Below are 22,696 nucleotides of genomic sequence, written 5' to 3' on the forward strand. Positions count from 1 at the left end.
TAAAGGCAAAATTAGCTGCTGCATTGATTAAGGGCGGCCGTAGCCGCCCTTTGTCATTGATTACAGGACGAATCCTGTAATCTGTCAAGCTACTCGTCACCCTTTGTGCTGTTAATAGCACAAAGGATTTGGAGCACTCGATATTACTCGCCTTTAGCTGCTTTGAAAGCTTCAGCCATTGCGTTGTTAGAGAAGTTTGCATCTTCCTGTTTGTTAACAGTTGCGATTGCATCTTTCTCATCAGCTTCGTCTTTAGCACGAACAGACAGGCTGATTGCACGGTTCTTACGATCAACGCCGGTGAATTTAGCTTCAACGTCGTCGCCTACGCTCAGAACCAGAGTTGCATCTTCAACGCGGTCGCGGGAAGCTTCAGAAGCGCGCAGGTAACCTTCAACGCCGTCAGCCAGTTCTACGGTTGCGCCTTTAGCGTCAACTGCAGTGACTTTACCGTTTACGATTGCGCCTTTCTTGTTCAGTGCAACCCAGTTGTTGAACGGATCTTCTGCGAGCTGTTTAACGCCCAGAGAGATACGCTCACGTTCTGCATCAACCTGCAGAACAACTGCTGCGATTTCGTCGCCTTTTTTGTATTCACGTACTGCTTCTTCGCCTGCAACGTTCCAGGAGATGTCAGACAGGTGAACCAGGCCGTCGATGCCGCCGTCCAGGCCGATGAAGATACCGAAGTCAGTGATAGACTTGATTTTACCTTCAACACGGTCGCCCTTGTTGTGGGTTTCCGCGAACTGCTGCCATGGGTTGTTTTTGCACTGCTTCAGACCCAGGGAGATACGACGACGTTCTTCGTCGATATCCAGAACCATAACTTCCACTACATCGCCAACGTTAACAACTTTGGACGGGTGGATGTTTTTGTTGGTCCAATCCATTTCGGAAACGTGAACCAGGCCTTCAACGCCTTCTTCGATTTCAACGAAGCAGCCGTAGTCGGTCAGGTTGGTCACGCGGCCAGTCAGTTTGGTACCTTCCGGATAACGCTTAGCGATAGCTACCCATGGATCTTCGCCCAGCTGTTTCAGGCCCAGAGATACACGAGTACGCTCGCGGTCGAACTTCAGCACTTTAACAGTGATTTCGTCGCCAACGTTTACGATTTCGCTCGGATGCTTAACGCGTTTCCATGCCATGTCGGTGATGTGCAGCAGGCCGTCAACGCCACCCAGATCAACGAATGCACCGTAGTCAGTGAGGTTCTTAACGATACCTTTAACTTCCATGCCTTCCTGCAGGTTTTCCAGCAGCTGATCGCGTTCTGCGCTGTTTTCGGATTCGATAACGGCACGACGGGAAACAACAACGTTGTTACGCTTCTGATCCAGCTTGATGACTTTGAATTCAAGCTCTTTGCCTTCCAGGTGCAGCGTGTCGCGGACCGGACGAACGTCTACCAGGGAACCCGGCAGGAACGCGCGAATACCATTCAGCTCAACAGTGAAGCCACCCTTGACTTTGCCATTGATAACACCAGTAACGGTTGCAGCTTCTTCGTAAGCTTTTTCCAGCGTGATCCAAGCTTCGTGACGTTTAGCTTTTTCACGGGACAGCAGGGTTTCACCGAAGCCGTCTTCTACTGCATCCAGAGCAACGTCAACTTCGTCACCAACCTGGATTTCCAGCTCGCCCTGGGCGTTTTTGAACTGCTCTGCCGGAATGGCGGACTCAGATTTCAGACCGGCGTCAACCAGTACTACGTCTTTGTCGATAGCAACAACAACACCACGAACGATGGAACCCGGACGGGTTTCGATTTCTTTTAAGGATTCTTCAAACAGTTGAGCAAAAGATTCAGTCATGTTTAATCTTCAGGTTTCATATTTAACGTCCACCTGGCTCCATGCCGGATGGGGTTGTTTAACATACCCGCTGTCAATCCATTGCAACGGGGGTACTGCAAATTCGGTCGCACTTATGCGAGAGCCAGTTTTTGGCGCGCGTATTGTAACGCTTTTTCAATCACTTGCTCAATGCTTAATCGGGTTGAATCCAAAACTAAAGCATCAGCAGCGGGAACCAGCGGCGCTACAGCACGGTTGCGATCACGATCATCGCGTTCTTCGATCTCGGCCAAAAGGCGTTCAAAGTTAACACTAAAGCCCTTCTCCTGCAACTGTAGCATACGTCGATGCGCACGTTCTTGCGAGGAGGCGTCCAGAAAAATTTTTACTGGCGCATCAGGGAATACCACCGTGCCCATATCGCGTCCGTCAGCGATCAGGCCAGGTGCTTCGCGGAAGGCACGTTGGCGGCGTAAAAGCGCTTCGCGCACACGGGGAAATGCAGCCACCTGGGATGCGGCATTTGCCACTTCCTGAGTGCGGATTTCACCACTGACATCTTCGCCTTCCAGAATAACTTCCAGATTGCCGTCTGTTGAGATAAAACGCACATCCAGATGCGATGCAAGCGGTACCAGAGCATCTTCAGAAGTCACATCAACATGATGATGCAACGCCGCAAGAGCCAGTACACGGTAGATCGCGCCTGAATCTAACAGATGCCACTGCAATGCTTCCGCCATTGCCTTGCACAAGGTGCCTTTACCTGCACCACTTGGGCCATCAATGGTAATAACCGGGGCAATTGCCGTCATCTTTTTCTCCTTAAACAGGCATACGTTAACGTGAACGCCGCGCATTATACGCGCCAACGTCTACGAACGTTATCTTTGTGTGAAAAATACAGACTCATTGAAACTGAGTGTAGAATAAATGGGCAATCGGAGATGACGGAATGTGCCGCACCCGAAGATGCGGCAATAAAGTCAGGCAAGTGTGCTGATACGGGCCAGTTGTTCGAAGTAATCCGGGAAGGTTTTGGCGGTACATTTCGGGTCAAGAATGGTAACCGGTGTGTCAGACAGCGCCACCAGCGAGAAACACATCGCCATACGGTGATCGTTATAGGTCGCAATATCCGCAAACTGCAGCTTAACCGGCGGAGTGATACGGATAAAATCATGCCCCTCTTCAACTTCCGCACCCACTTTCCGTAGCTCAGTTGCCATAGCAAACAGACGGTCAGTCTCTTTGACACGCCAGTTGTAAATGTTCCGTAAAGTCGTTGTGCCCTTTGCAAACAGCGCGGCGGTCGCAATGGTCATTGCCGCATCAGGAATATGATTCATATCCATATCAACAGCGTTCAACTCACCGCGAGTACAGGCAATAAAATCATCACCCCATGTCACGGTCGCGCCCATTTTTTCCAGCACATCGGCAAAGCGAATATCACCCTGCATGCTATGACGCCCAATTCCGGTAACCTTCACCGTACCGCCTTTGATCGCGCCGGCCGCGAGAAAGTACGAGGCCGATGAAGCATCGCCTTCTACCAGATAAGCGCCCGGAGACTGGTACTGTTGGTTGCCCTGTACGACAAAACGCTGGTAGTTCTGGTTTTCAATGTCAACACCAAACGTTTTCATCAGGTTCAGCGTGATGTCGATGTACGGTTTTGACACCAGATCGCCTTTAATCGCGATCGTCGTATCCTGCGGCGCCAGCGGTGCCGTCATCAGCAGCGCGGTCAGGAACTGGCTGGAAACGCTGCCGTCTACCTCAACCTGTCCTCCGTCGAAGCCACCACGCAGACGTAAAGGCGGATAGTTTTCCTGCTCCAGGTATTCAATATTCGCTCCGCCCTGGCGCAGCGCATCAACCAGATGGCCAATCGGGCGCTCTTTCATGCGCGGTTCACCCGTCAACACGATATCATTGCTGCCCAGGCACAGAGCGGCGGCCAGCGGGCGCATTGCGGTTCCGGCGTTACCAAGGAACAGCTCTACAGCACCTTCGGCATGCAGCGGACCACCATTCCCCGTAATTTCACAGCGGGTACGATCGGCCGAAAGGGTATAGCTAATCCCCAACGCATTCAGCGCATTCAGCATATGGCGGACATCATCACTGTCCAGCAGGTTTGTCAGGACAGTAGTGCCATTTGCTAATGCAGCCAGCAGCAAAGCGCGGTTAGAAACACTTTTGGATCCAGGCAGATTGATGGTGCCATCCACCCGCGCAATGGGTTGTAACGTCAGGGATTCCATGAAACTCAACTCTCAAAAACAGACATAAAAACCCCACAGGCTGGCTGTGGGGATGAAAAGTACAGCAGATTAGCCGCGGCGACGCTCGAAATCGACCATGAAATCGGTCAGTGCTTTTACGCCTTCCAGCGGCATAGCGTTATAGATTGAAGCCCGCATTCCGCCAACCACACGGTGTCCCTTCAGTGCATGCAGACCCGCAGCAAACGACTCTTCCAGGAAGAGTTTATCGAGCGCGCTGTCAGCCAACTGGAACGGTACGTTCATGCGTGAACGGTTCGACTTCGCCACATCGTTGCGGTAGAAATCACTGTTATCAATCACGCCGTACAGCAGTTCTGCTTTTTGCTGGTTAATTTTATCCATTGCGCTGACACCGCCCTGTTTTTTCAGCCATTTAAAGACCAGGCCTGACAGATACCAGGCAAAGGTCGGTGGCGTGTTAAACATGGAGTCGTTGTCATTCAGTACGGTATAGTCAAGGATTGACGGGCAAGACACGTGGGCTTTGCCCAGTAAATCTTCGCGTACGATGACAATGGTCAGCCCCGCAGGACCAATATTTTTCTGCGCCCCCGCATAGATAACGCCATAACGGCTAACATCAAGCGGCGCGGAAAGAATGGTAGAAGACAGATCCGCCGTGACGACCACATTGCTGGCAAAATTCGGCGTTTCATCAATCGCGATACCGTCGATGGTTTCGTTCGGGCAATAGTGCAGATACGCCGCGTTGTCAGAAAGCTGCCATTCGCTCATCGGCTTAACAGCGCGCAAGCCGTCAACGGTGACTTTGGCATCAATAACGTTTGGCGTGCAGTACTTTTTCGCTTCTTTAATCGCGCTGGCGGCCCAATAACCGGCATCGACGTAATCCGCGGTGGTTTTATCACCCAGAATATTTAACGGGATACCCGCGAACTGCCCGCGACCACCGCCATGGCAGAACAACACTTTATAGTTGGAGGGGATACTGAGAAGATCGCGAAAATCCTGCTCCGCTTCCTCTGCAACCTGGATGAACTCTTTGCCTCGGTGGCTAATTTCCATCACCGACGTGCCAAGACCGTTCCAGTCACAAAGATCCTGTTGAGCCAGTTTAAGTACTTCCGCCGGAAGCATTGCCGGACCTGAACTAAAATTGAAGACCTGAGCCATTTCCCCTCACCACGTTGTGTTGTTATCCATCCAATCAACATCCTGTCGTTTACGATAATTCCTGTGACAGACATTGGGTATAAGTTATTCCTGTGGATATCGGTTTTATCATTCAGTGACACGCGCCGCAATGGGTAAAACTGACCAGGACCAAAATGAGCGATACGTCACACAACAGAATCTATCGGATTGACGGATAAAAACCGAGATTTTCGCTATCAGGAGGCGCATTTTGCCCAGCCGACCTTCGACCATTCTGGTTTTGCATGGCGCAGAGAGACATAAAGAAAGAAGCCCCCTACCCGTCAGCAGATAGTCCGCAGACATTCGACTGAACACGCTACGGTGTGAATCAAAGGCTTTATTTACGCCGAGGCTCCGGCGGCGATAGCGCCATTCATTGAAAACCCGTATCATTGCGCGCTTTCCGTACGACAAAAGTGATTTTCATGACGCAAACATTTATCCCCGGCAAAGATGCCGCACTGGAAGATTCCATCGCTCGCTTCCAGCAAAAATTACTCGACCTCGGTTTTCAAATTGAAGAAGCCTCATGGTTGAATCCCGTTCCTAACGTCTGGTCTGTACATATTCGCGACAAAGAATGCGCGCTGTGCTTTACCAACGGTAAAGGTGCGACGAAAAAAGCGGCGCTGGCCTCCGCACTGGGCGAATATTTTGAGCGTCTGTCCACGAATTACTTCTTTGCGGATTTCTGGCTGGGCGAAACCATCGCTAACGGCCCGTTCGTACATTACCCGAACGAAAAATGGTTCCCACTGACTGAAGATGATGACGTACCTGAAGGTTTGCTGGATGCGCGTCTGCGTGCATTCTACGATCCAGACAATGAACTGACCGGTAGCATGCTTATCGATCTGCAATCCGGCAATGAAGAACGCGGCGTTTGTGGCCTGCCGTTTACCCGTCAGTCAGATAATCAGACCGTTTACATTCCGATGAACATTATCGGTAACCTGTACGTATCTAACGGTATGTCTGCGGGTAACACACCGAATGAAGCCCGCGTTCAGGGGCTGTCTGAAGTTTTTGAGCGCTATGTGAAGAACCGCATTATCGCGGAAAGCATCAGCCTGCCGGAAATTCCGGCCGAAGTGATGGCGCGTTACCCGGCAGTCGTTGAATCCATTGCAAAGCTGGAGGCCGAAGGATTTCCAATCTTCGCGTACGACGGCTCGCTGGGCGGCAAATACCCGGTTATCTGCGTTGTACTGTTCAACCCGGCTAACGGTACCTGTTTTGCCTCTTTCGGTGCGCACCCGGATTTCGGTGTTGCACTGGAGCGTACCGTCACTGAGCTGTTGCAGGGCCGTGGTCTGAAAGATCTTGATGTCTTCACCCCCCCAACCTTCGACAATGAAGAAGTGGCTGAGCACACTAACCTCGAAACGCACTTCATCGATTCCAGCGGTCTGATCTCCTGGGATCTGTTCAAGCAGGATGCCGATTACCCGTTCGTTGACTGGAATTTCTCCGGTACAACGGAAAAAGAGTTTGCAACCCTGATGACCATCTTCAAAGCGGAAGATAAAGAAGTCTACATCGCCGACTACGAGCATCTGAGCGTTTACGCTTGCCGCATTATCGTTCCGGGTATGTCTGACATCTACCCAGCAGAAGATTTGTGGTTAGCCAACAACAGCATGGGCGCGCATCTGCGCGACACTATTCTGTCTCTGCCGGGTAGCGAATGGGAAAAAGAAGACTACCTCAACCTGCTCGCACAGCTGGATGAAGAAGGGTTTGACGACTTCACTCGCGTACGTGAGCTTCTGGGTTTGGCGACCGGTGCGGATAATGGCTGGTATACCCTGCGCATTGGCGAACTCAAAGTAATGCTGGCTCTGGCGGGTGGTGACCTTGAGCAGGCACTGATCTGGACGGAATGGACAATGGAATTTAACGCATCCGTCTTTAGTGCTGAACGCGCAAACTATTACCGTTGCCTGCAAACTCTGCTGCTGTTGTCACAAGAAGAGGACCGCCAGCCGCTGCAGTATCTTAACGCATTTGTTCGTATGTACGGTGCAGAGGCAGTTGAAGCAGCAAGTGCAGCAATGAGCGGAGAAGCGCCATTCTACGGATTACAAACAGTTGATAGCGATCTGCAGGCTTTCCCGGCACATCAGTCTCTGCTGAAAGCCTATGAGAAGCTGCAACGCGCGAAAGCAGCGCACTGGTCAAAATAGTGGCAAACAGCCTATGTTGAGTAGGCTAAACGCATTGTCTGGGCTATATTACGGGGCGCTTTAAGCGCCCTGTTTTTTTATTTTTGTCTACTCAAAAATAAATGTAAAAGCAAGGTTAAATATTAGTAGTTGATATTAAAAATTTTGGTTTATTAATGTCGCTATTTATCTCAATTACTCCATTTTAATTAACCGTCCAACTGGAGGCATAAAGAAAAAATTCAACTCACTTTATAATTTTTAAAATTTATTTTTATATGGATAATCAATAAGTTACACCGTAATCGCATAAAAACCATGCGTCTTGCGGGCCTATAAGCCAGGCGAGATATGATCTATATCAAATTCTCATCTATAATGCTTTGTTAGTATCTCGTCGCCGACTTAATAAAGAGAGAGTTAGTGTGAAAGCTGACAACCCTTTTGATCTTATACTTCCTGCTGCTATGGCCAAAGTTGCCGAAGAAGCAGGCGTCTATAAAGCAACGAAACATCCGCTTAAGACGTTCTATCTGGCAATTACTGCCGGTGTGTTCATTTCAATTGCCTTTGTTTTCTATATCACTGCCACAACCGGTACCGGCACAATGCCTTTCGGCATGGCAAAGTTGGTGGGTGGTATCTGCTTTTCCCTGGGGCTGATCCTTTGCGTTGTCTGCGGCGCTGATCTCTTCACTTCAACCGTACTGATTGTCGTCGCTAAAGCCAGTGGTCGTATTACCTGGGGTCAGTTAGCGAAGAACTGGCTTAACGTTTATGTCGGTAACCTGATTGGTGCGCTGATCTTTGTGTTACTCATGTGGCTTTCTGGCGAGTATATGACCGCCAACGGCGCGTGGGGACTCAACGTCCTGCAAACTGCCGACCACAAAGTGCACCATACTTTTGTTGAAGCTGTAAGCCTTGGTATTCTGGCTAACCTAATGGTGTGTCTGGCCGTCTGGATGAGCTACTCTGGCCGCAGCCTGATGGACAAAGCGTTTATCATGGTATTACCGGTCGCAATGTTTGTTGCCAGCGGTTTTGAGCACAGTATCGCAAACATGTTTATGATCCCTATGGGTATCGTAATACGCGATTTCGCCACCCCGGAATTCTGGACCGCTGTCGGTTCTTCTCCGGAGAATTTTTCTCACCTGACCGTGATGAATTTCATCACCGATAATCTGATTCCGGTTACGATCGGTAACATTATCGGCGGCGGTTTGTTGGTCGGGTTGACATACTGGGTCATTTACCTGCGTGGTAACGATCATCATTAATCTGTTGATGCTCATTGCACGTAGTAAATAAAAAATCCACTTAAGAAGGTAGGTGTTACATGTCCGAGCTTAATGAAAAGTTAGCCACAGCCTGGGAAGGTTTTACCAAAGGTGATTGGCAGAATGAAGTAAACGTCCGTGACTTCATTCAGAAAAACTACACTCCGTATGAGGGTGACGAGTCCTTCCTGGCTGGCGCAACTGAAGCGACCACTGCACTGTGGGACAGCGTAATGGAAGGCGTTAAACAGGAAAACCGCACTCACGCGCCTGTTGACTTTGACACCTCCGTTGCTTCTACCATCACTTCTCACGACGCTGGCTACATCAACAAAGCGCTCGAGAAAATTGTTGGTCTGCAGACTGAAGCTCCGCTGAAACGTGCGATTATCCCGTTTGGCGGTATCAAAATGGTTGAAGGTTCCTGCAAAGCGTACAATCGCGAACTGGACCCGATGCTGAAAAAAATCTTCACCGAATACCGTAAAACCCACAACCAGGGTGTATTCGATGTTTATACCAAAGACATTCTGAACTGCCGTAAATCCGGTGTTCTGACTGGTCTGCCAGATGCGTATGGCCGTGGTCGTATCATCGGTGACTACCGTCGCGTTGCGCTGTACGGTATCGACTACCTGATGAAAGACAAATACGCTCAGTTCGTCTCTCTGCAATCAGACCTGGAAAATGGCGTAAACCTGGAAGCGACTATCCGTCTGCGTGAAGAAATCGCTGAACAGCACCGCGCTCTGGGTCAGATCAAAGAAATGGCGGCTAAATATGGATGCGATATCTCTGGTCCGGCTACCAACGCTCAGGAAGCTATCCAGTGGACTTACTTCGGTTACCTGGCCGCTGTTAAATCTCAGAACGGTGCAGCAATGTCCTTCGGTCGCGTATCCACCTTCCTGGATGCTTACATCGAACGTGATATCAAAGCTGGCAAAATCACCGAGCAAGACGCTCAGGAAATGATTGACCACCTGGTCATGAAACTGCGTATGGTTCGTTTCCTGCGTACTCCTGAATATGATGAACTGTTCTCCGGTGACCCGATTTGGGCAACTGAATCTATCGGTGGTATGGGCGTTGACGGCCGTACTCTGGTTACCAAAAACAGCTTCCGCTTCCTGAACACCCTGTACACCATGGGTCCTTCTCCGGAGCCGAACATCACTGTTCTGTGGTCTGAAAAACTGCCTCTGAACTTCAAGAAATTCGCCGCTAAAGTGTCCATCGACACCTCTTCTCTGCAGTACGAGAACGATGACCTGATGCGTCCGGACTTCAACAACGACGACTACGCTATCGCTTGCTGCGTAAGCCCAATGGTTGTTGGTAAACAAATGCAGTTCTTCGGTGCGCGTGCAAACCTGGCGAAAACCATGCTGTACGCAATCAACGGCGGCGTTGATGAAAAACTGAAAATGCAGGTTGGTCCTAAATCTGAACCGATCAAAGGCGACGTTCTGAACTTCGACGAAGTTATGGACCGCATGGATCACTTCATGGACTGGCTGGCTAAACAGTACGTCACTGCACTGAACGTTATCCACTACATGCACGACAAGTACAGCTACGAAGCCTCCCTGATGGCGCTGCACGACCGTGACGTTATCCGCACCATGGCGTGTGGTATCGCTGGTCTGTCCGTTGCTGCTGACTCCCTGTCTGCAATCAAATATGCGAAAGTTAAACCGATTCGTGACGAAGACGGCCTGGCTGTTGACTTCGAAATCGAAGGCGAATACCCGCAGTTCGGTAACAACGACTCTCGCGTAGATGACATGGCGGTTGACCTGGTAGAACGTTTCATGAAGAAAATTCAGAAACTGACTACTTACCGTAACGCTATCCCGACTCAGTCTGTTCTGACCATCACTTCTAACGTTGTGTATGGTAAGAAAACTGGTAACACCCCAGATGGTCGTCGTGCAGGCGCGCCGTTCGGACCGGGTGCTAACCCAATGCACGGCCGTGACCAGAAAGGTGCTGTTGCCTCTCTGACCTCCGTTGCTAAACTGCCGTTTGCTTACGCGAAAGATGGTATCTCTTACACCTTCTCTATCGTTCCGAACGCACTGGGTAAAGACGACGAAGTTCGTAAGACCAACCTGGCGGGTCTGATGGATGGTTACTTCCACCATGAAGCGTCCATCGAAGGTGGTCAGCACCTGAACGTGAACGTCATGAACCGTGAAATGCTGCTGGATGCGATGGAACATCCGGAAAAATATCCGCAGCTGACCATCCGTGTTTCTGGCTACGCAGTACGTTTTAACTCCCTGACTAAAGAACAGCAGCAGGACGTTATTACTCGTACCTTCACTCAGACCATGTAATTGGTTTTGACTGAAATCGTACTTTAAAAAGCGTACAATAAAGGCTCCACGTAAGTGGGGCCTTTTTAATAGCCTGCTTTGTCAGCCATCTATACTTATGGATAGCAGCCAAAACAGACTCGACACAGTTAATAACTGTGCACTAACACTGGCCCCGGATGGGCCACACCTGGAGAAACACCGCAATGTCAGTTATTGGTCGCATTCACTCCTTTGAATCCTGTGGCACTGTTGATGGCCCAGGCATCCGCTTTATTACCTTCTTCCAGGGCTGCCTGATGCGCTGCCTGTACTGCCACAACCGTGACACATGGGATACGCACGGCGGTAAAGAAGTCACCGTCGATGAATTAATGAAAGAAGTCGTGACCTATCGTCACTTTATGAACGCATCCGGTGGTGGCGTAACAGCATCCGGCGGAGAGGCTATTCTGCAAGCTGAATTCGTCCGTGACTGGTTCCGTGCCTGTAAGAAAGAAGGTATTCATACCTGTCTTGATACTAACGGTTTTGTTCGCCGCTACGACCCGGTGATTGATGAGTTGCTGGAAGTGACCGATCTGGTGATGCTCGATCTGAAACAGATGAACGACGAGATCCACCAGAACCTGGTCGGTGTATCTAACCATCGCACACTGGAGTTTGCCCGCTACCTGTCCAACAAAGATATCAAAGTGTGGATCCGCTATGTTGTCGTACCTGGCTGGTCCGATGATGATGATTCAGCACATCGTTTGGGCGAATTTACCCGCGATATGGGCAATGTCGAAAAAATTGAGCTGCTGCCATACCACGAGTTGGGTAAACACAAATGGGTGGCGATGGGTGAAGAATACAAACTGGATGGTGTGAAGCCACCGAAAAAAGAGACCATGGAGCGCGTCAAGGGCATCCTTGAGCAGTATGGTCACAAAGTGATGTACTAAGTCTTGTGGTGGGTAACAGACCTGTTACCCACCCCATTTCCCCTTAACGCCCTCTTCTTGCCAGCAGCGGGAAAATCAATCCCAGTCCAACCAACACAAACGGCGTCACAATGTTCAGCGTGAGTTGGAACGTCCACTCTGGAGTAAAGGCTTCCATTTTCGGGAAGATCCCGGTCAGACAAGCGAATGCGGTAAAGGCGAAGCACCAAATCCCCACCGTCATCGCCAGCGAGCGGTTGCGGATAAAGACATATTCCGGTTTATATTTCTGCGCCAGACGAATAACGGCAATAAATGCCACAAACACCCACAGATAGCGCAGAGGCATCACTACTGAATTCAGATTCAGCAACCATTTATACAAATTGTTCATATCGCCAATTCCCAGCGTTGGCAACATAATCAAAATCGCCACCAGCACCAGCGTCAGAATATAGCCATTCACCGGTGTACCAGAGGCATTGGTTTTACACAGGCTTTCAGGAATATATTTGCGATCGGCATCGCCCAGTAAAACTTTAAGCGGCGCATCAATAGAAAACACCAAAGCCGCAATTTGACCTAACGTATTGGCAACTGCATAAATAACCATCAATGTGTTACCCATGCCGTAATACTCCCCGAGCTTCTGGAAAGCGTAATACTGGCCATTTGTCATTAAGTCATCAGGAATATGCTGGGAGTCAAACATCATCCCCATTGCCAGAGACCCCAGGATCGCACACACCGCCACCATAACCGCCAGAACTAACATCCCTTTCGGGAACTCTTTGCCAGGGTTACGCGTCTGGTTAACGTATGGAGAGATTTTCTCCGCACCACCGACTGCAAAGACCAGCATCGAGATCGTTGTGATATAGGTAAAATCGATATGCGGGATAAAAGATTCCCAGGTGATATTGGTTGTGGCGATCTGCACATCAGTAATCGCCGGAGCAGTGACGGCCATTACGACATACAGAATGGACATCACAAACATCGCGACCCCCGCAACCGACCCAACGATTTTAAGCGATTTCATGCCACGGGATGCAACCCACATGAAAAAGACAAACAGCGCTAACGTCAGCCCCTGCAACGCCACCACGGTGTACTCTTTAATCAGAGAGCCATCACCTTTCAGCGCCCACCCCAGAGCAATCAGAATAGCCTGTGGCTTTTGCGCCAGATAAGGGATATGCACCACCCAATAGGTCCACGCTGCGAGATAAGCCAGTCCCGGTCCCATTGTGTGTTTAATCCATGTACTCACCCCACCTTTACCGTCTTTAAACGTGGAGCCAAGTTGTCCGACAATCAGTGCATAAGGGATAAAATAGAGGGCGAAAATAAATATCCATGAAGAGACAACCACTAATCCCTGATTAGCATAGTTGTTTACAACATTGCCGAATCCCCATACGGTAATAAAAGACATCAATGCGATGTTGTACCACCGCAATTGTTTTTCCTGCACACTTGCCATTGGCGATCCTTCGTAGACGCTATTTTTGATAATCAATAAATGAAGCGAGGGATTATGCGCGGTAAAATGGACAAGCGGAAACGGCAGAATGTAAAACTATAATCTTCTGCACATTTTATTTTCAGGAAAGAATAGCGATAATCAAATAAAACAGATTCCCATAAAGTATACATAAACAGCATGTATGGGAACCTGTTTTTATCCTGTTAAATCAGCTCAGATATGCGCCACAGAATTCGGGGTATGCCCTGTCTTACGCAGCAGCATCAGTAAATAAATAAACGATACGCTGGCAATCATGATAAACAGTAAACTGTCAGAATAATTTTGCATCAGCATTGCGGTAAATGACGGCCCAAGCAGGCTACCCACGGTATAGCTTAATAATAATGCCTGGTTCATAGCGACCAACTGATGATGTTCTACTTTCTCGCAGGCCCAGGCCATCGCAACCGGATAAAGAGTGAAACCTGCCGCGCCCAGCATAAACAATGCAGGTGCCATCGCCGCCTGATTTAGCATAGCGATACTCCCGACGATCACCACAAAGACCTGGACGCGCAAAACCAGCAGACGACCTAACTTATCGGCCAAACGACCAATTGGCCATTGTCCCAGAATACCTGCACTGACCAGTACCGCCATCCAGAAACCAATGCTGGCATTGCTGACCCCCTGATGGTTGAGATACAGCGGCATCAGGCCATACAACGACCCCAGTACAATCCCGGAGATAATGCAGCCATTCACACCCAGACGGGCCTGGCGAAGCTTCAGCATAGAGACAATGGGGGTGGACTGTTGTTCATCACCCTGCTGGTTCACAATGCGGGTAAAGAGCAGCGGTAATACTCCGGCCAGGATCGTGCCGGTCACCCACGGCAGAACATTCATTAATTCTGTCGAGACTTTACTGACCAATAATTGTCCTAAAAACGTTCCCACGTAATAGACCATCATATAGGCGGCAAGTAAGCGTCCACGGTTACGCGATGTCCCGCTGCACATCAACGCACTTTCCACTACCACCCAGATCATGGCACAACCGATGCCCGCAATAAAACGCCAGGTCATCCAGCTCCAAAAACCTACCATGATGCCCAGTCCGACACAGCCCGCGGCAAAAATAAGCGAAGCGATGTAATAGCTGCGGTTAAAACCGAGGTGTTTAATTAAGTACCCGGTCAGTAACGTCCCAACCAGATTTCCGGTGAAATAAGACGAACTAACCACTCCTACCTGCCAGGTTGGCAGATTTTCATGGGCGAGCCAAAGCGGAACGAGCGTGTTTAACACGGCGATCGCCAGGGTCAGCAGAAGCAGCCCGCACAGCAATAGCATGACGGGACGGGTATAGGTGGACATGAATAAAAACCGTGAGGAAGTTCAAATTTCATGCGCATCATGCCACTGCAAAAAACATTGTCAATCGGCGCAATCAGGGACCTGAGGCACTTTCAGAGGGATCGATTCGTATTACTGATTCTTAACGCGGATTGATAAAAAATGGGAAAATACATCTATTTGTTTTAATTGATCTAAAACAAAATTGCCCCGTTGCGTTCAGTCGAAAAAATTCATGGATAATCGGCATCTTTTATTTGCAAGATGACCGTATTAACGCCTTATCCGACCTACACGTTCAGTACTGTAATGTGTAGGCCGGACAAGCGCGATGCCATTCGGCATTTTCAGGTTAGCTGGCGACCGCCATGCCGACGGTCATATGCAGACCATAGAACACGCCGCGGCCAATCAACTCACCGACTAACAGCAGAATAAACGCGACGGAAAGCAGCGGTATTGCCGGCTGGTAGCCTTTCACCTGCGGAATAATCCAGCAGCACAACGCTAAAGCCAGTGCCACAATCCGCCATGCCATCAGCGAACCGTAATCGGGCACCAGCGCAGATGCCTGCTGAATAGAACTGTGGATTGTCGCCAGTTCGGCCCCCTGCATCACGGACATGATGCCGCTTACGACCAGCGCAAGCACTGAAATAGCAGGCAGCAGTCGCATCGCCCAGCCGTCAATTCCGGCAACCCGTAACAGCAGATATCCCAGTAGCGGACCTCCCATGAACAACGTCAGGAAGAATCCAATCGGCGTCCAGACACTATACCAGGTAGGCACCGTATCAATAGTGTTATATACGCGCACCATCATCCAGACAAAAACTACGCCCAGCACCATGGTGAGAACTAACCACAGATTGCGTAATGCTGGCGGCATTTTTTTCAACACCGCCAGTAGCCAGCCAAGACCACCAACGGCAAAGAAGATCGAGCCGCTGGCGATTTCGTTACTCAGCGCGGAAGAGCCGACACGGTTGAGGGAGTTAAACGCCCGCATCGGTGAGCCCAGGTGAAGCATGGAAGCAATAAAACCGATGCCCATCAATACCCACAGGCCAAACATGCAGGTAATCACACGCTGCTGTGAATCAGGGCGTAAGTCCCCTTTCATCAGCGCCAGCGCCAGAACAATAAAGCCACCCACAACACACTGCCCGAAAACAGTGAAGATCATCAGCGGCCATTCATGCCATCCACTTCCCATCTTACACCTCCTTCGGATTAGCCAGATAACCCGTGGTATCCCCGGTCGGGCGGCTATTGGCATTTGGTTTGATGACGATGCTCGGTTTGGTAAAGTGCGCGCCAGGGAGCGGCGCAACCGCGGCCAGGGTGCCGTGTTTTTTACGCAGTTCCTCTATCGGGCCGAAGTCCAGCGCACGCAGCGGGCAGGATTCGACACAGATGGGTTTCTTACCCTCAGCAACGCGTTCATGACAGCCATCGCACTTGGTCATGTGTCCTTTGGCGGCATTGTATTGCGGTGCGCCATACGGGCAGGCCATGTGGCAATAGCGGCAGCCAATGCACACGTCTTCATCCACGACCACAAAACCATCTTCACGTTTGTGCATCGCGCCGCTTGGACACACCTTGGTACAGGCCGGGTCTTCACAGTGGTTACACGCAATCGAGAGGTAATAGGCGAAAACGTTCTGGTGCCAGACACCGTTATCTTCCTGCCAGTCACCGCCAGCGTATTCGTAAATACGGCGGAAACTGACGTCCGGCGTTAAATTTTTGAAGTCTTTGCAGGCCAGTTCGCAAGTTTTGCAACCGGTGCAACGGCTGGAATCAATAAAAAATCCATACTGGGTTGTCATCGGTTACTCCTTACACCTTTTCAACCTGAACAAGGTTCGTATGTGATGGGTTCCCCTTAGCGAGAGGAGAAGGCCGCTGGGTCGTCAGCACGTTAATACAACCGCCCTGATCAACACGCTTCACATCCGGGTCATACCAGGCGCCCTCACCCAGTGCAACAACGCCAGGCATCATACGCGGGGTAACTTTAGCCTCGATATGCACTTCACCACGGTCGTTAAAGATACGTACCTTGTCACCGTTGTTAATACCGCGTCGTTGTGCATCCATCGGGTTAATCCACATTTCCTGGCGACAGGACGCTTTCAGAACGTCAACGTTGCCATAGGTCGAGTGGACGCGAGATTTATAGTGGAAGCCCGTTAATTGCAGAGGGAATTTTTCCACCAGTGGATCGTTTAAGCTTTCAAAGCCCGGTGTATAAATCGGTAATGGATCGATCACATCGCCTTCCGGCAGTTCCCAGGTTGCGGCAATTTCTGCCAGCGCTTGAGAATAAATTTCAATCTTGCCTGACGGCGTGGTAAGCGGATTGGCTTTGGGGTCCTCTCGAAACGCTTTATACGCCACGTGATGTCCTTCAGGATCACGCTGCTTAAAGATGCCCTGCTTACGGAACTCTTCAAATGTCGGCAGTTCCGGTATAGCCTTGCGCGACTGTTCATACAAATGACGCATCCACTCTTCCTGAGTACGGCCTTCCGTAAACTGTTGCTCGACGCCGAGGCGTTTCGCCAGCTCGCTGGTCATTTGGTAGATAGTCTTGCATTCAAAGCGTGGCTTGATTGCCTGATCGGTGAAAATCACGTAGGACATATTCCCGCAAGATGCATCCAGCGCGAAGTCCATCTGCTCAGAGGCCGTGCAGTCCGGCAGCAGAATATCGGCATATTTCGCCGAGGAGGTCATATGGCAGTCGATAACGACGATCATTTCGCACTTCTTATCATCCTGCAGGATTTCATGCGTACGGTTGATATCAGAGTGCTGGTTAATCAGGCAGTTACCGGCATAGTTCCAGATCATCTTAATCGGAACGTCGAGCTTATCCTTACCACGAACACCGTCGCGCAGCGCCGTCATTTCCGGACCACGCTCAATCGCATCCGTCCACATAAACATTGAGATGCTGGTTTCAACGGGGTTTTCCAGCGTTGGCATACGCTCAAACGGCAAATCGTATGATCCCTCACGTGCACCGCTATTGCCGCCGTTAATACCGACGTTGCCGGTCAGAATGGCCAACATAGAAATGGCACGGGTCGCAATCTCGCCGTTGGCGTGGCGCTGCGGTCCCCAGCCCTGGCTAATGTAGGCGGGTTTCGCGCTACCAATTTCACGCGCCAACTTAACAATTCGTTCAGCAGGAATACCGGTTATCTGCGCAGCCCATTCCGGGGTCTTCGCGATACCGTCTTTACCCTGACCAAGAATATACGCTTTATAGTGACCGTTCTTCGGCGCTCCCGCCGGGAGGGTTTTTTCGTCATAGCCCACGCAGTACTTATCGAGGAACGGTTGATCAACCATATTCTCGCTGATCAGCACATAGGCAATACCGTTAACCAGCGCTGCATCTGTACCCGGTCGAATGGGGATCCATTCATCTTCGCGTCCCGCACCGGTATCCGTGTAGCGGGGATCGATTATGATCATGCGGGCATTAGATTTCTGCCGCGCCTGTTCAAGGTAATAGGTCACCCCACCACCGCTCATACGCGTTTCGCCAGGGTTATTACCAAACAAGACAACGAGCTTACTGTTTTCAATGTCAGACGGGCTGTTACCGTCAGCCCATCCGCCATAGGTATAGTTCAGTCCTGCCGCGATTTGCGCAGAAGAATAATCCCCATAGTGGTTCAGGTAACCGCCGCAACAGTTCATTAAACGTGCTACCAGCGTTTTACCCGGCGGCCATGAGCGCGTCATCGTACCGCCCAGCGTACCGGTCCCATAGTTAAGATAGATAGACTCGTTACCGTAGTCTTTAATCAGACGCTGCATATTGCTGGCGATGATATCGTAGGCTTCATCCCAACTGATGCGCTCAAATTTACCTTCACCACGTTTGCCGACACGCTTCATTGGGTATTTCAGACGATCGGGATTATAAACACGACGACGCATGGACCGACCACGCAGGCAGGCACGAACCTGATGCAAGCCGTCATAGTTATCATCGCCCGTGTTGTCGGTCTCGACATATTTGATATCACCGTCTACGACATGCATACGCAGCGGACAACGGCTACCGCAGTTTACCGTACACGCACTCCAGATCACTTTCTCATTGACGGGTGACGGGTTGATGGCATCTGCAGCGTTTGCAATACGGGTAAATGGCAGGGTAAACGCGCTACTGGCCACTGCCAGCCCGCCTATCGCCGTCGTTTTTACCAAACTGCGACGACTCACCTCAGCTGCCAGCACGGCATCGGGGATCTTAGTTTTCATAGTGGCTCACTCTGCTGCTCACAATAAACAAAAAGGGAATGTTCGTTGTATAGTCGTTTATATATCGATACTATCGTTATACAGACCGTTATATAGCGAATTTATGCAAAGACAGAGATAAATACTGACTTTCATTCGAAGGCAGTATTACCACTAATGGAGTAAGGGTTATTGTCCGGCATCAAACGGGCGTAAAAAAAGCGCCCTGAGGCGCTTTTTTAGCAAGGAAAAATGACTTAGCCGATGAATTCCAGGCCATTCATGTACGGACGTAATACTTCCGGTACCTGAATACGGCCATCAGCTTGCTGGTAGTTTTCCATAACGGCGACCAGCGTACGTCCCACTGCCAGACCAGAACCGTTCAGCGTATGCACTAAACGTGTTTTCTTGTCAGATTTGCTACGGCAACGCGCCTGCATGCGGCGAGCCTGGAAATCCCACACGTTGGAGCAGGAGGATATTTCACGATAGGTATTCTGTGCCGGGATCCACACTTCCAGATCGTAGGTTTTGCATGCGCCGAAGCCCATGTCACCAGTACACAGGATGATCTTACGGTACGGCAGGCCCAGCAGCTGAAGTACTTTTTCAGCATGACCGGTCATCTCTTCCAGCGCGTCCATAGAATCTTCAGGACGAACAATCTGCACCATCTCAACTTTGTCGAACTGGTGCATACGGATCAGACCGCGGGTATCACGACCATAAGAACCGGCCTCAGAACGGAAGCATGGCGTATGCGCAGTCATTTTGATTGGCAACGCGTCTTCGTCAATGATTTCATCGCGTACCAGGTTGGTCAGCGGAACTTCTGCCGTCGGGATCAGCGCATAGTTGCTGCTGTCGGCTTCTTCATCCAGCGGACGCGTATGGAACAGATCACCAGCAAATTTCGGCAACTGACCGGTACCGTACAGCGTGTCATGGTTGACCAGATACGGAACGTAGTTTTCACTGTAGCCATGTTGTTCAGTATGCAGATCCAGCATGAACTGAGACAGCGCACGGTGCATACGCGCAATCTGCCCTTTCATGACAACAAAACGAGAGCCGGTCAGTTTAACCGCAGCGGCGAAATCAAGACCTGTGTGCATTTCACCCAGCGTCACGTGATCGCGCACGTCGAAATCGAATTCACGTGGGGTACCCCAGCGACTCACTTCAACGTTGTCATTCTCATCTTTACCTACCGGAACGTCGTCCGCCGGCAGGTTAGGAATGGTCAGCGCAATGTCGCGGATCTCGGCCTGTAAGGTATCAAGTTCAGCTTTCGCGGCATCCAGCTCTTCGCCCAGTTTGTTCACTTCCAGACGTAAAGACTCGATATCTTCCCCGCGCGCTTTTGCCTGGCCGATGGATTTCGATCGAGAGTTACGCTCTGCCTGCAGGTTTTCAGTTTGTACCTGCAGAACTTTACGACGCTCTTCAAGAGCGCGCAGCTTATCTACATCCAGCTTAAAGCCCCGGCTTGCCAGTTTTTCTGCGACTGCGTCTGGCTCATTACGCAGCAGATTGGGATCGAGCATGCTTATCCTGTGCTTATCGAATTAAAATAGGAGAAAGTGACCACAGCCTGCGGTCACAGGGATACATCGACAACATTACCGCAACGATAACACTAACGGTAGCGTTTTATAGGGCTATTTTGATCCTGTCCGGCGAGCCAGGCGAGCTTTTCGCCAATCTTGCCTTCAAGACCTCTGTTTGTCGGGTGATAATAGCGCGTTTGTGCCATTTCCTGCGGGAAGTATTCTTCTCCAGCAGCGTAGGCATTTGGCTCATCATGGGCGTAGCGATATTCCTGGCCATACCCCATCTCTTTCATGAGCTTCGTCGGCGCGTTGCGCAAGTGCACCGGTACGTCGTAATCTGGGCGTTCACGGGCATCTGCCAGAGCGGCTTTAAAGGCGGTGTATACCGCATTACTTTTCGGCGCGCAGGCCAGATAGACAATCGCCTGAGCAATAGCGCGTTCACCTTCCGCAGGACCTACGCGGGTAAAACAATCCCATGCAGAAATTGCCACCTGCATAGCGCGAGGGTCGGCATTTCCCACATCTTCAGAGGCAATTGCCAAACAGCGACGGGCAACGTAGAGCGGGTCACCGCCTGCACTAATGATGCGCGCATACCAGTAAAGAGCTGCATCCGGTGCACTACCGCGAACCGACTTATGCAATGCTGAGATCAGGTCGTAAAAACGATCGCCTTTATTATCGAAACGCGCGCTACGTTCACCGGCAATTTCAGTGAGCAATTCTGGTTTCAATACGCGCTTGCCAGAATCATCAACTTCGGCCATATCGGCCATCATTTCCAGCGTATTTAGCGCCCGCCGCGCATCACCGTTTACCAGTTCAGCAATCGCCCGACGCGTATCGTTCGGCAAAACGATATCCTGGCCGCCATAACCTCGCGCTTTATCTGACATCGCCTGATCCAGCACCTGCTCGATATCTTCAGTGGTCAATGATTTCAGTAAATAAACGCGTGCGCGCGACAGCAGTGCCGAGTTCAGCTCAAACGAGGGATTTTCGGTGGTCGCCCCAATAAACGTAATCGTGCCATCTTCAATATGCGGAAGAAAAGCGTCCTGCTGGCTTTTATTAAAGCGGTGAACTTCGTCCACGAACAGTATTGTACGTCGGCCGGCATTACGGTTCTGACGCGCACGTTCAATCGCTTCGCGAATTTCCTTCACGCCCGAGGTGACGGCTGAAATACGTTCAACATCAGCGTTCGCATAACGGGCAATGACTTCGGCAAGCGTGGTCTTTCCCGTTCCTGGCGGCCCCCATAAAATCATGGAGTGCAGGTGTCCGGCCTCGATGGCGCGCGGCAAGGGTTTACCCGCAGCCAGCAGATGTTGCTGGCCGATATACTGCGCTAAATTTTCTGGCCGCATACGCGCGGCCAGGGGTTGAAAGGTATTATCAGAAAAATCGAGCGACAGGTTGCCCACTCAAGCGCCTCTACTTACGTTGATCGTCTACCGTTACGCCTTGTGGCGGGGTAAAGGTGAATTTTGATGGTTCGATCGCGCCATTCTGCTGCGATTTCAACTGGTAGCTACTACGCTGATCGTCCTGTTCAACAGCGCTAAACTGATGAATTGTTCCATCGCGTCCAACATTGATGGTGAACTGCTTCAGGTTGCCGCTGCTGGTTTTGGGCGTCAGCACAAAATCATCGCCGTTTTGCTTAATATTGTACTGCTGCCAGTCGCTTGACTGGTTACGCGCAATCAGCATAAACGGCGTGTTACCCGTGGCATCTTTCAGCCAGGTCGCCGTCGCCTGCTCAACAAACGGGTTGAAGAACCACAGTGTTTTACCATCAGAGACCAGAATGCTTTCGTCAGGCTGTGTCATATGCCAGTTAAACAGATTCGGACGTTTAACCCATAAATCACCCTGGCCTTCCTGCACCGCTGCGCCGCTACCATCCGTTACCTTCTGGGTAAAACTGGCGTGGAAGCTGCTGACTTTATCCAGACGGCTTTTCAGGTCGCTGGCGGCGTCAGCCCAAACGCTGCTCACCACAAAGCTCGACAATAATGCACAGGTGATTGCGATTCTTTTCATCGTTATTCCTCAAAATACGTCACTCCCAACGGGGAGCTCCTTC

General features: G+C 50.6%; 16 protein-coding genes. 4 read left to right on the forward strand and 12 right to left on the reverse strand.

Annotated features, from left to right (window positions below; all coding sequences use genetic code 11):
* Nucleotides 1-143: 143 nt before the first annotated feature.
* The 4 genes from rpsA to serC all read right to left on the reverse strand — a co-directional run bounded on the left by rpsA (nt 144) and on the right by serC (nt 5,227).
* Nucleotides 144-1,817, reverse strand: a complete 1,674-nt coding sequence (rpsA, locus tag NNO08_RS08485) for a 30S ribosomal protein S1 (protein ID WP_003035776.1) — start codon at nt 1,815-1,817, stop codon at nt 144-146.
* 113 nt (nt 1,818-1,930) lie between these two features.
* The gene (cmk, locus tag NNO08_RS08490; protein ID WP_137382818.1) at nt 1,931-2,614 is read right to left on the reverse strand and encodes a (d)CMP kinase; all 684 of its coding nucleotides are present in this window, start codon (nt 2,612-2,614) and stop codon (nt 1,931-1,933) included.
* A 171-nt stretch (nt 2,615-2,785) separates the two neighbouring features.
* On the reverse strand, nt 2,786-4,069 hold the full coding sequence (gene aroA, locus NNO08_RS08495; RefSeq protein ID WP_271440646.1) for a 3-phosphoshikimate 1-carboxyvinyltransferase: 1,284 nt from the start codon (nt 4,067-4,069) through the stop codon (nt 2,786-2,788).
* Nucleotides 4,070-4,138: 69 nt separating this feature from the next.
* Nucleotides 4,139-5,227: a 3-phosphoserine/phosphohydroxythreonine transaminase gene (gene serC, locus NNO08_RS08500; protein WP_137382816.1), complete on the reverse strand. Its 1,089-nt coding sequence runs from the start codon at nt 5,225-5,227 to the stop codon at nt 4,139-4,141.
* A gap of 449 nt (nt 5,228-5,676) precedes the next feature.
* On the opposite strand from serC, the gene ycaO reads away from it, so the two are divergent.
* The 4 genes from ycaO to pflA all read left to right on the forward strand — a co-directional run bounded on the left by ycaO (nt 5,677) and on the right by pflA (nt 11,967).
* A complete protein-coding gene (gene ycaO / locus NNO08_RS08505) occupies nt 5,677-7,437 on the forward strand; it encodes a 30S ribosomal protein S12 methylthiotransferase accessory factor YcaO (RefSeq protein WP_271456552.1) in 1,761 nt (586 codons plus the stop codon).
* 404 nt (nt 7,438-7,841) lie between these two features.
* A complete protein-coding gene (focA, locus tag NNO08_RS08510; protein WP_003831909.1) occupies nt 7,842-8,699 on the forward strand; it encodes a formate transporter FocA in 858 nt (285 codons plus the stop codon).
* Nucleotides 8,700-8,758: 59 nt separating this feature from the next.
* Nucleotides 8,759-11,041: a formate C-acetyltransferase gene (pflB, locus tag NNO08_RS08515; protein ID WP_137382814.1), complete on the forward strand. Its 2,283-nt coding sequence runs from the start codon at nt 8,759-8,761 to the stop codon at nt 11,039-11,041.
* 185 nt (nt 11,042-11,226) lie between these two features.
* Nucleotides 11,227-11,967 carry a pyruvate formate lyase 1-activating protein gene (gene pflA / locus NNO08_RS08520; RefSeq protein WP_003035751.1) on the forward strand — a complete coding sequence of 247 codons (741 nt, stop codon included), beginning with the start codon at nt 11,227-11,229 and terminating at the stop codon, nt 11,965-11,967.
* 43 nt (nt 11,968-12,010) lie between these two features.
* On the opposite strand, the gene NNO08_RS08525 is transcribed toward pflA, so the two are convergent.
* From NNO08_RS08525 to lolA, 8 genes are all read right to left on the reverse strand, one after another.
* Nucleotides 12,011-13,432, reverse strand: coding sequence for an amino acid permease (locus NNO08_RS08525; protein WP_271456553.1), 1,422 nt, complete (start codon nt 13,430-13,432; stop codon nt 12,011-12,013).
* 216 nt (nt 13,433-13,648) lie between these two features.
* Nucleotides 13,649-14,797, reverse strand: a complete 1,149-nt coding sequence (locus NNO08_RS08530) for an MFS transporter (RefSeq protein ID WP_271440644.1) — start codon at nt 14,795-14,797, stop codon at nt 13,649-13,651.
* A gap of 331 nt (nt 14,798-15,128) precedes the next feature.
* Entirely contained in the window at nt 15,129-15,992 is an 864-nt protein-coding gene (locus NNO08_RS08535; RefSeq protein WP_271454948.1) for a dimethyl sulfoxide reductase anchor subunit family protein, read from the reverse strand.
* A gap of 1 nt (nt 15,993) precedes the next feature.
* Nucleotides 15,994-16,611 carry a DMSO/selenate family reductase complex B subunit gene (locus NNO08_RS08540; RefSeq protein ID WP_005123570.1) on the reverse strand — a complete coding sequence of 206 codons (618 nt, stop codon included), beginning with the start codon at nt 16,609-16,611 and terminating at the stop codon, nt 15,994-15,996.
* 10 nt (nt 16,612-16,621) lie between these two features.
* Entirely contained in the window at nt 16,622-19,066 is a 2,445-nt protein-coding gene (gene dmsA / locus NNO08_RS08545; protein ID WP_271456554.1) for a dimethylsulfoxide reductase subunit A, read from the reverse strand.
* A 236-nt stretch (nt 19,067-19,302) separates the two neighbouring features.
* Nucleotides 19,303-20,595, reverse strand: coding sequence for a serine--tRNA ligase (gene serS, locus NNO08_RS08550; RefSeq protein WP_271440642.1), 1,293 nt, complete (start codon nt 20,593-20,595; stop codon nt 19,303-19,305).
* A gap of 92 nt (nt 20,596-20,687) precedes the next feature.
* Complete coding sequence (gene rarA / locus NNO08_RS08555) at nt 20,688-22,031, reverse strand: replication-associated recombination protein RarA (RefSeq protein WP_271450428.1); 1,344 nt, start codon at nt 22,029-22,031, stop codon at nt 20,688-20,690.
* A gap of 10 nt (nt 22,032-22,041) precedes the next feature.
* The gene (lolA, locus tag NNO08_RS08560) at nt 22,042-22,653 is read right to left on the reverse strand and encodes an outer membrane lipoprotein chaperone LolA (RefSeq protein ID WP_040233939.1); all 612 of its coding nucleotides are present in this window, start codon (nt 22,651-22,653) and stop codon (nt 22,042-22,044) included.
* Nucleotides 22,654-22,696 lie beyond the last annotated feature (43 nt).

This window comes from Citrobacter sp. Igbk 17, from assembly GCF_028069775.1.
Lineage (GTDB): Bacteria > Pseudomonadota > Gammaproteobacteria > Enterobacterales > Enterobacteriaceae > Citrobacter.

Coding starts and splice junctions, on each gene's coding strand:
- rpsA (WP_003035776.1), bottom strand. CDS start 1,817: ATGACTGAATCTTTTGCTCAACTGTTTGAAGAATCCTTAAAAGAAATC.
- cmk (WP_137382818.1), bottom strand. CDS start 2,614: ATGACGGCAATTGCCCCGGTTATTACCATTGATGGCCCAAGTGGTGCA.
- aroA (WP_271440646.1), bottom strand. CDS start 4,069: ATGGAATCCCTGACGTTACAACCCATTGCGCGGGTGGATGGCACCATC.
- serC (WP_137382816.1), bottom strand. CDS start 5,227: ATGGCTCAGGTCTTCAATTTTAGTTCAGGTCCGGCAATGCTTCCGGCG.
- ycaO (WP_271456552.1), top strand. CDS start 5,677: ATGACGCAAACATTTATCCCCGGCAAAGATGCCGCACTGGAAGATTCC.
- pflB (WP_137382814.1), top strand. CDS start 8,759: ATGTCCGAGCTTAATGAAAAGTTAGCCACAGCCTGGGAAGGTTTTACC.
- pflA (WP_003035751.1), top strand. CDS start 11,227: ATGTCAGTTATTGGTCGCATTCACTCCTTTGAATCCTGTGGCACTGTT.
- NNO08_RS08525 (WP_271456553.1), bottom strand. CDS start 13,432: ATGGCAAGTGTGCAGGAAAAACAATTGCGGTGGTACAACATCGCATTG.
- NNO08_RS08530 (WP_271440644.1), bottom strand. CDS start 14,797: ATGTCCACCTATACCCGTCCCGTCATGCTATTGCTGTGCGGGCTGCTT.
- NNO08_RS08535 (WP_271454948.1), bottom strand. CDS start 15,992: ATGGGAAGTGGATGGCATGAATGGCCGCTGATGATCTTCACTGTTTTC.
- NNO08_RS08540 (WP_005123570.1), bottom strand. CDS start 16,611: ATGACAACCCAGTATGGATTTTTTATTGATTCCAGCCGTTGCACCGGT.
- dmsA (WP_271456554.1), bottom strand. CDS start 19,066: ATGAAAACTAAGATCCCCGATGCCGTGCTGGCAGCTGAGGTGAGTCGT.
- serS (WP_271440642.1), bottom strand. CDS start 20,595: ATGCTCGATCCCAATCTGCTGCGTAATGAGCCAGACGCAGTCGCAGAA.
- lolA (WP_040233939.1), bottom strand. CDS start 22,653: ATGAAAAGAATCGCAATCACCTGTGCATTATTGTCGAGCTTTGTGGTG.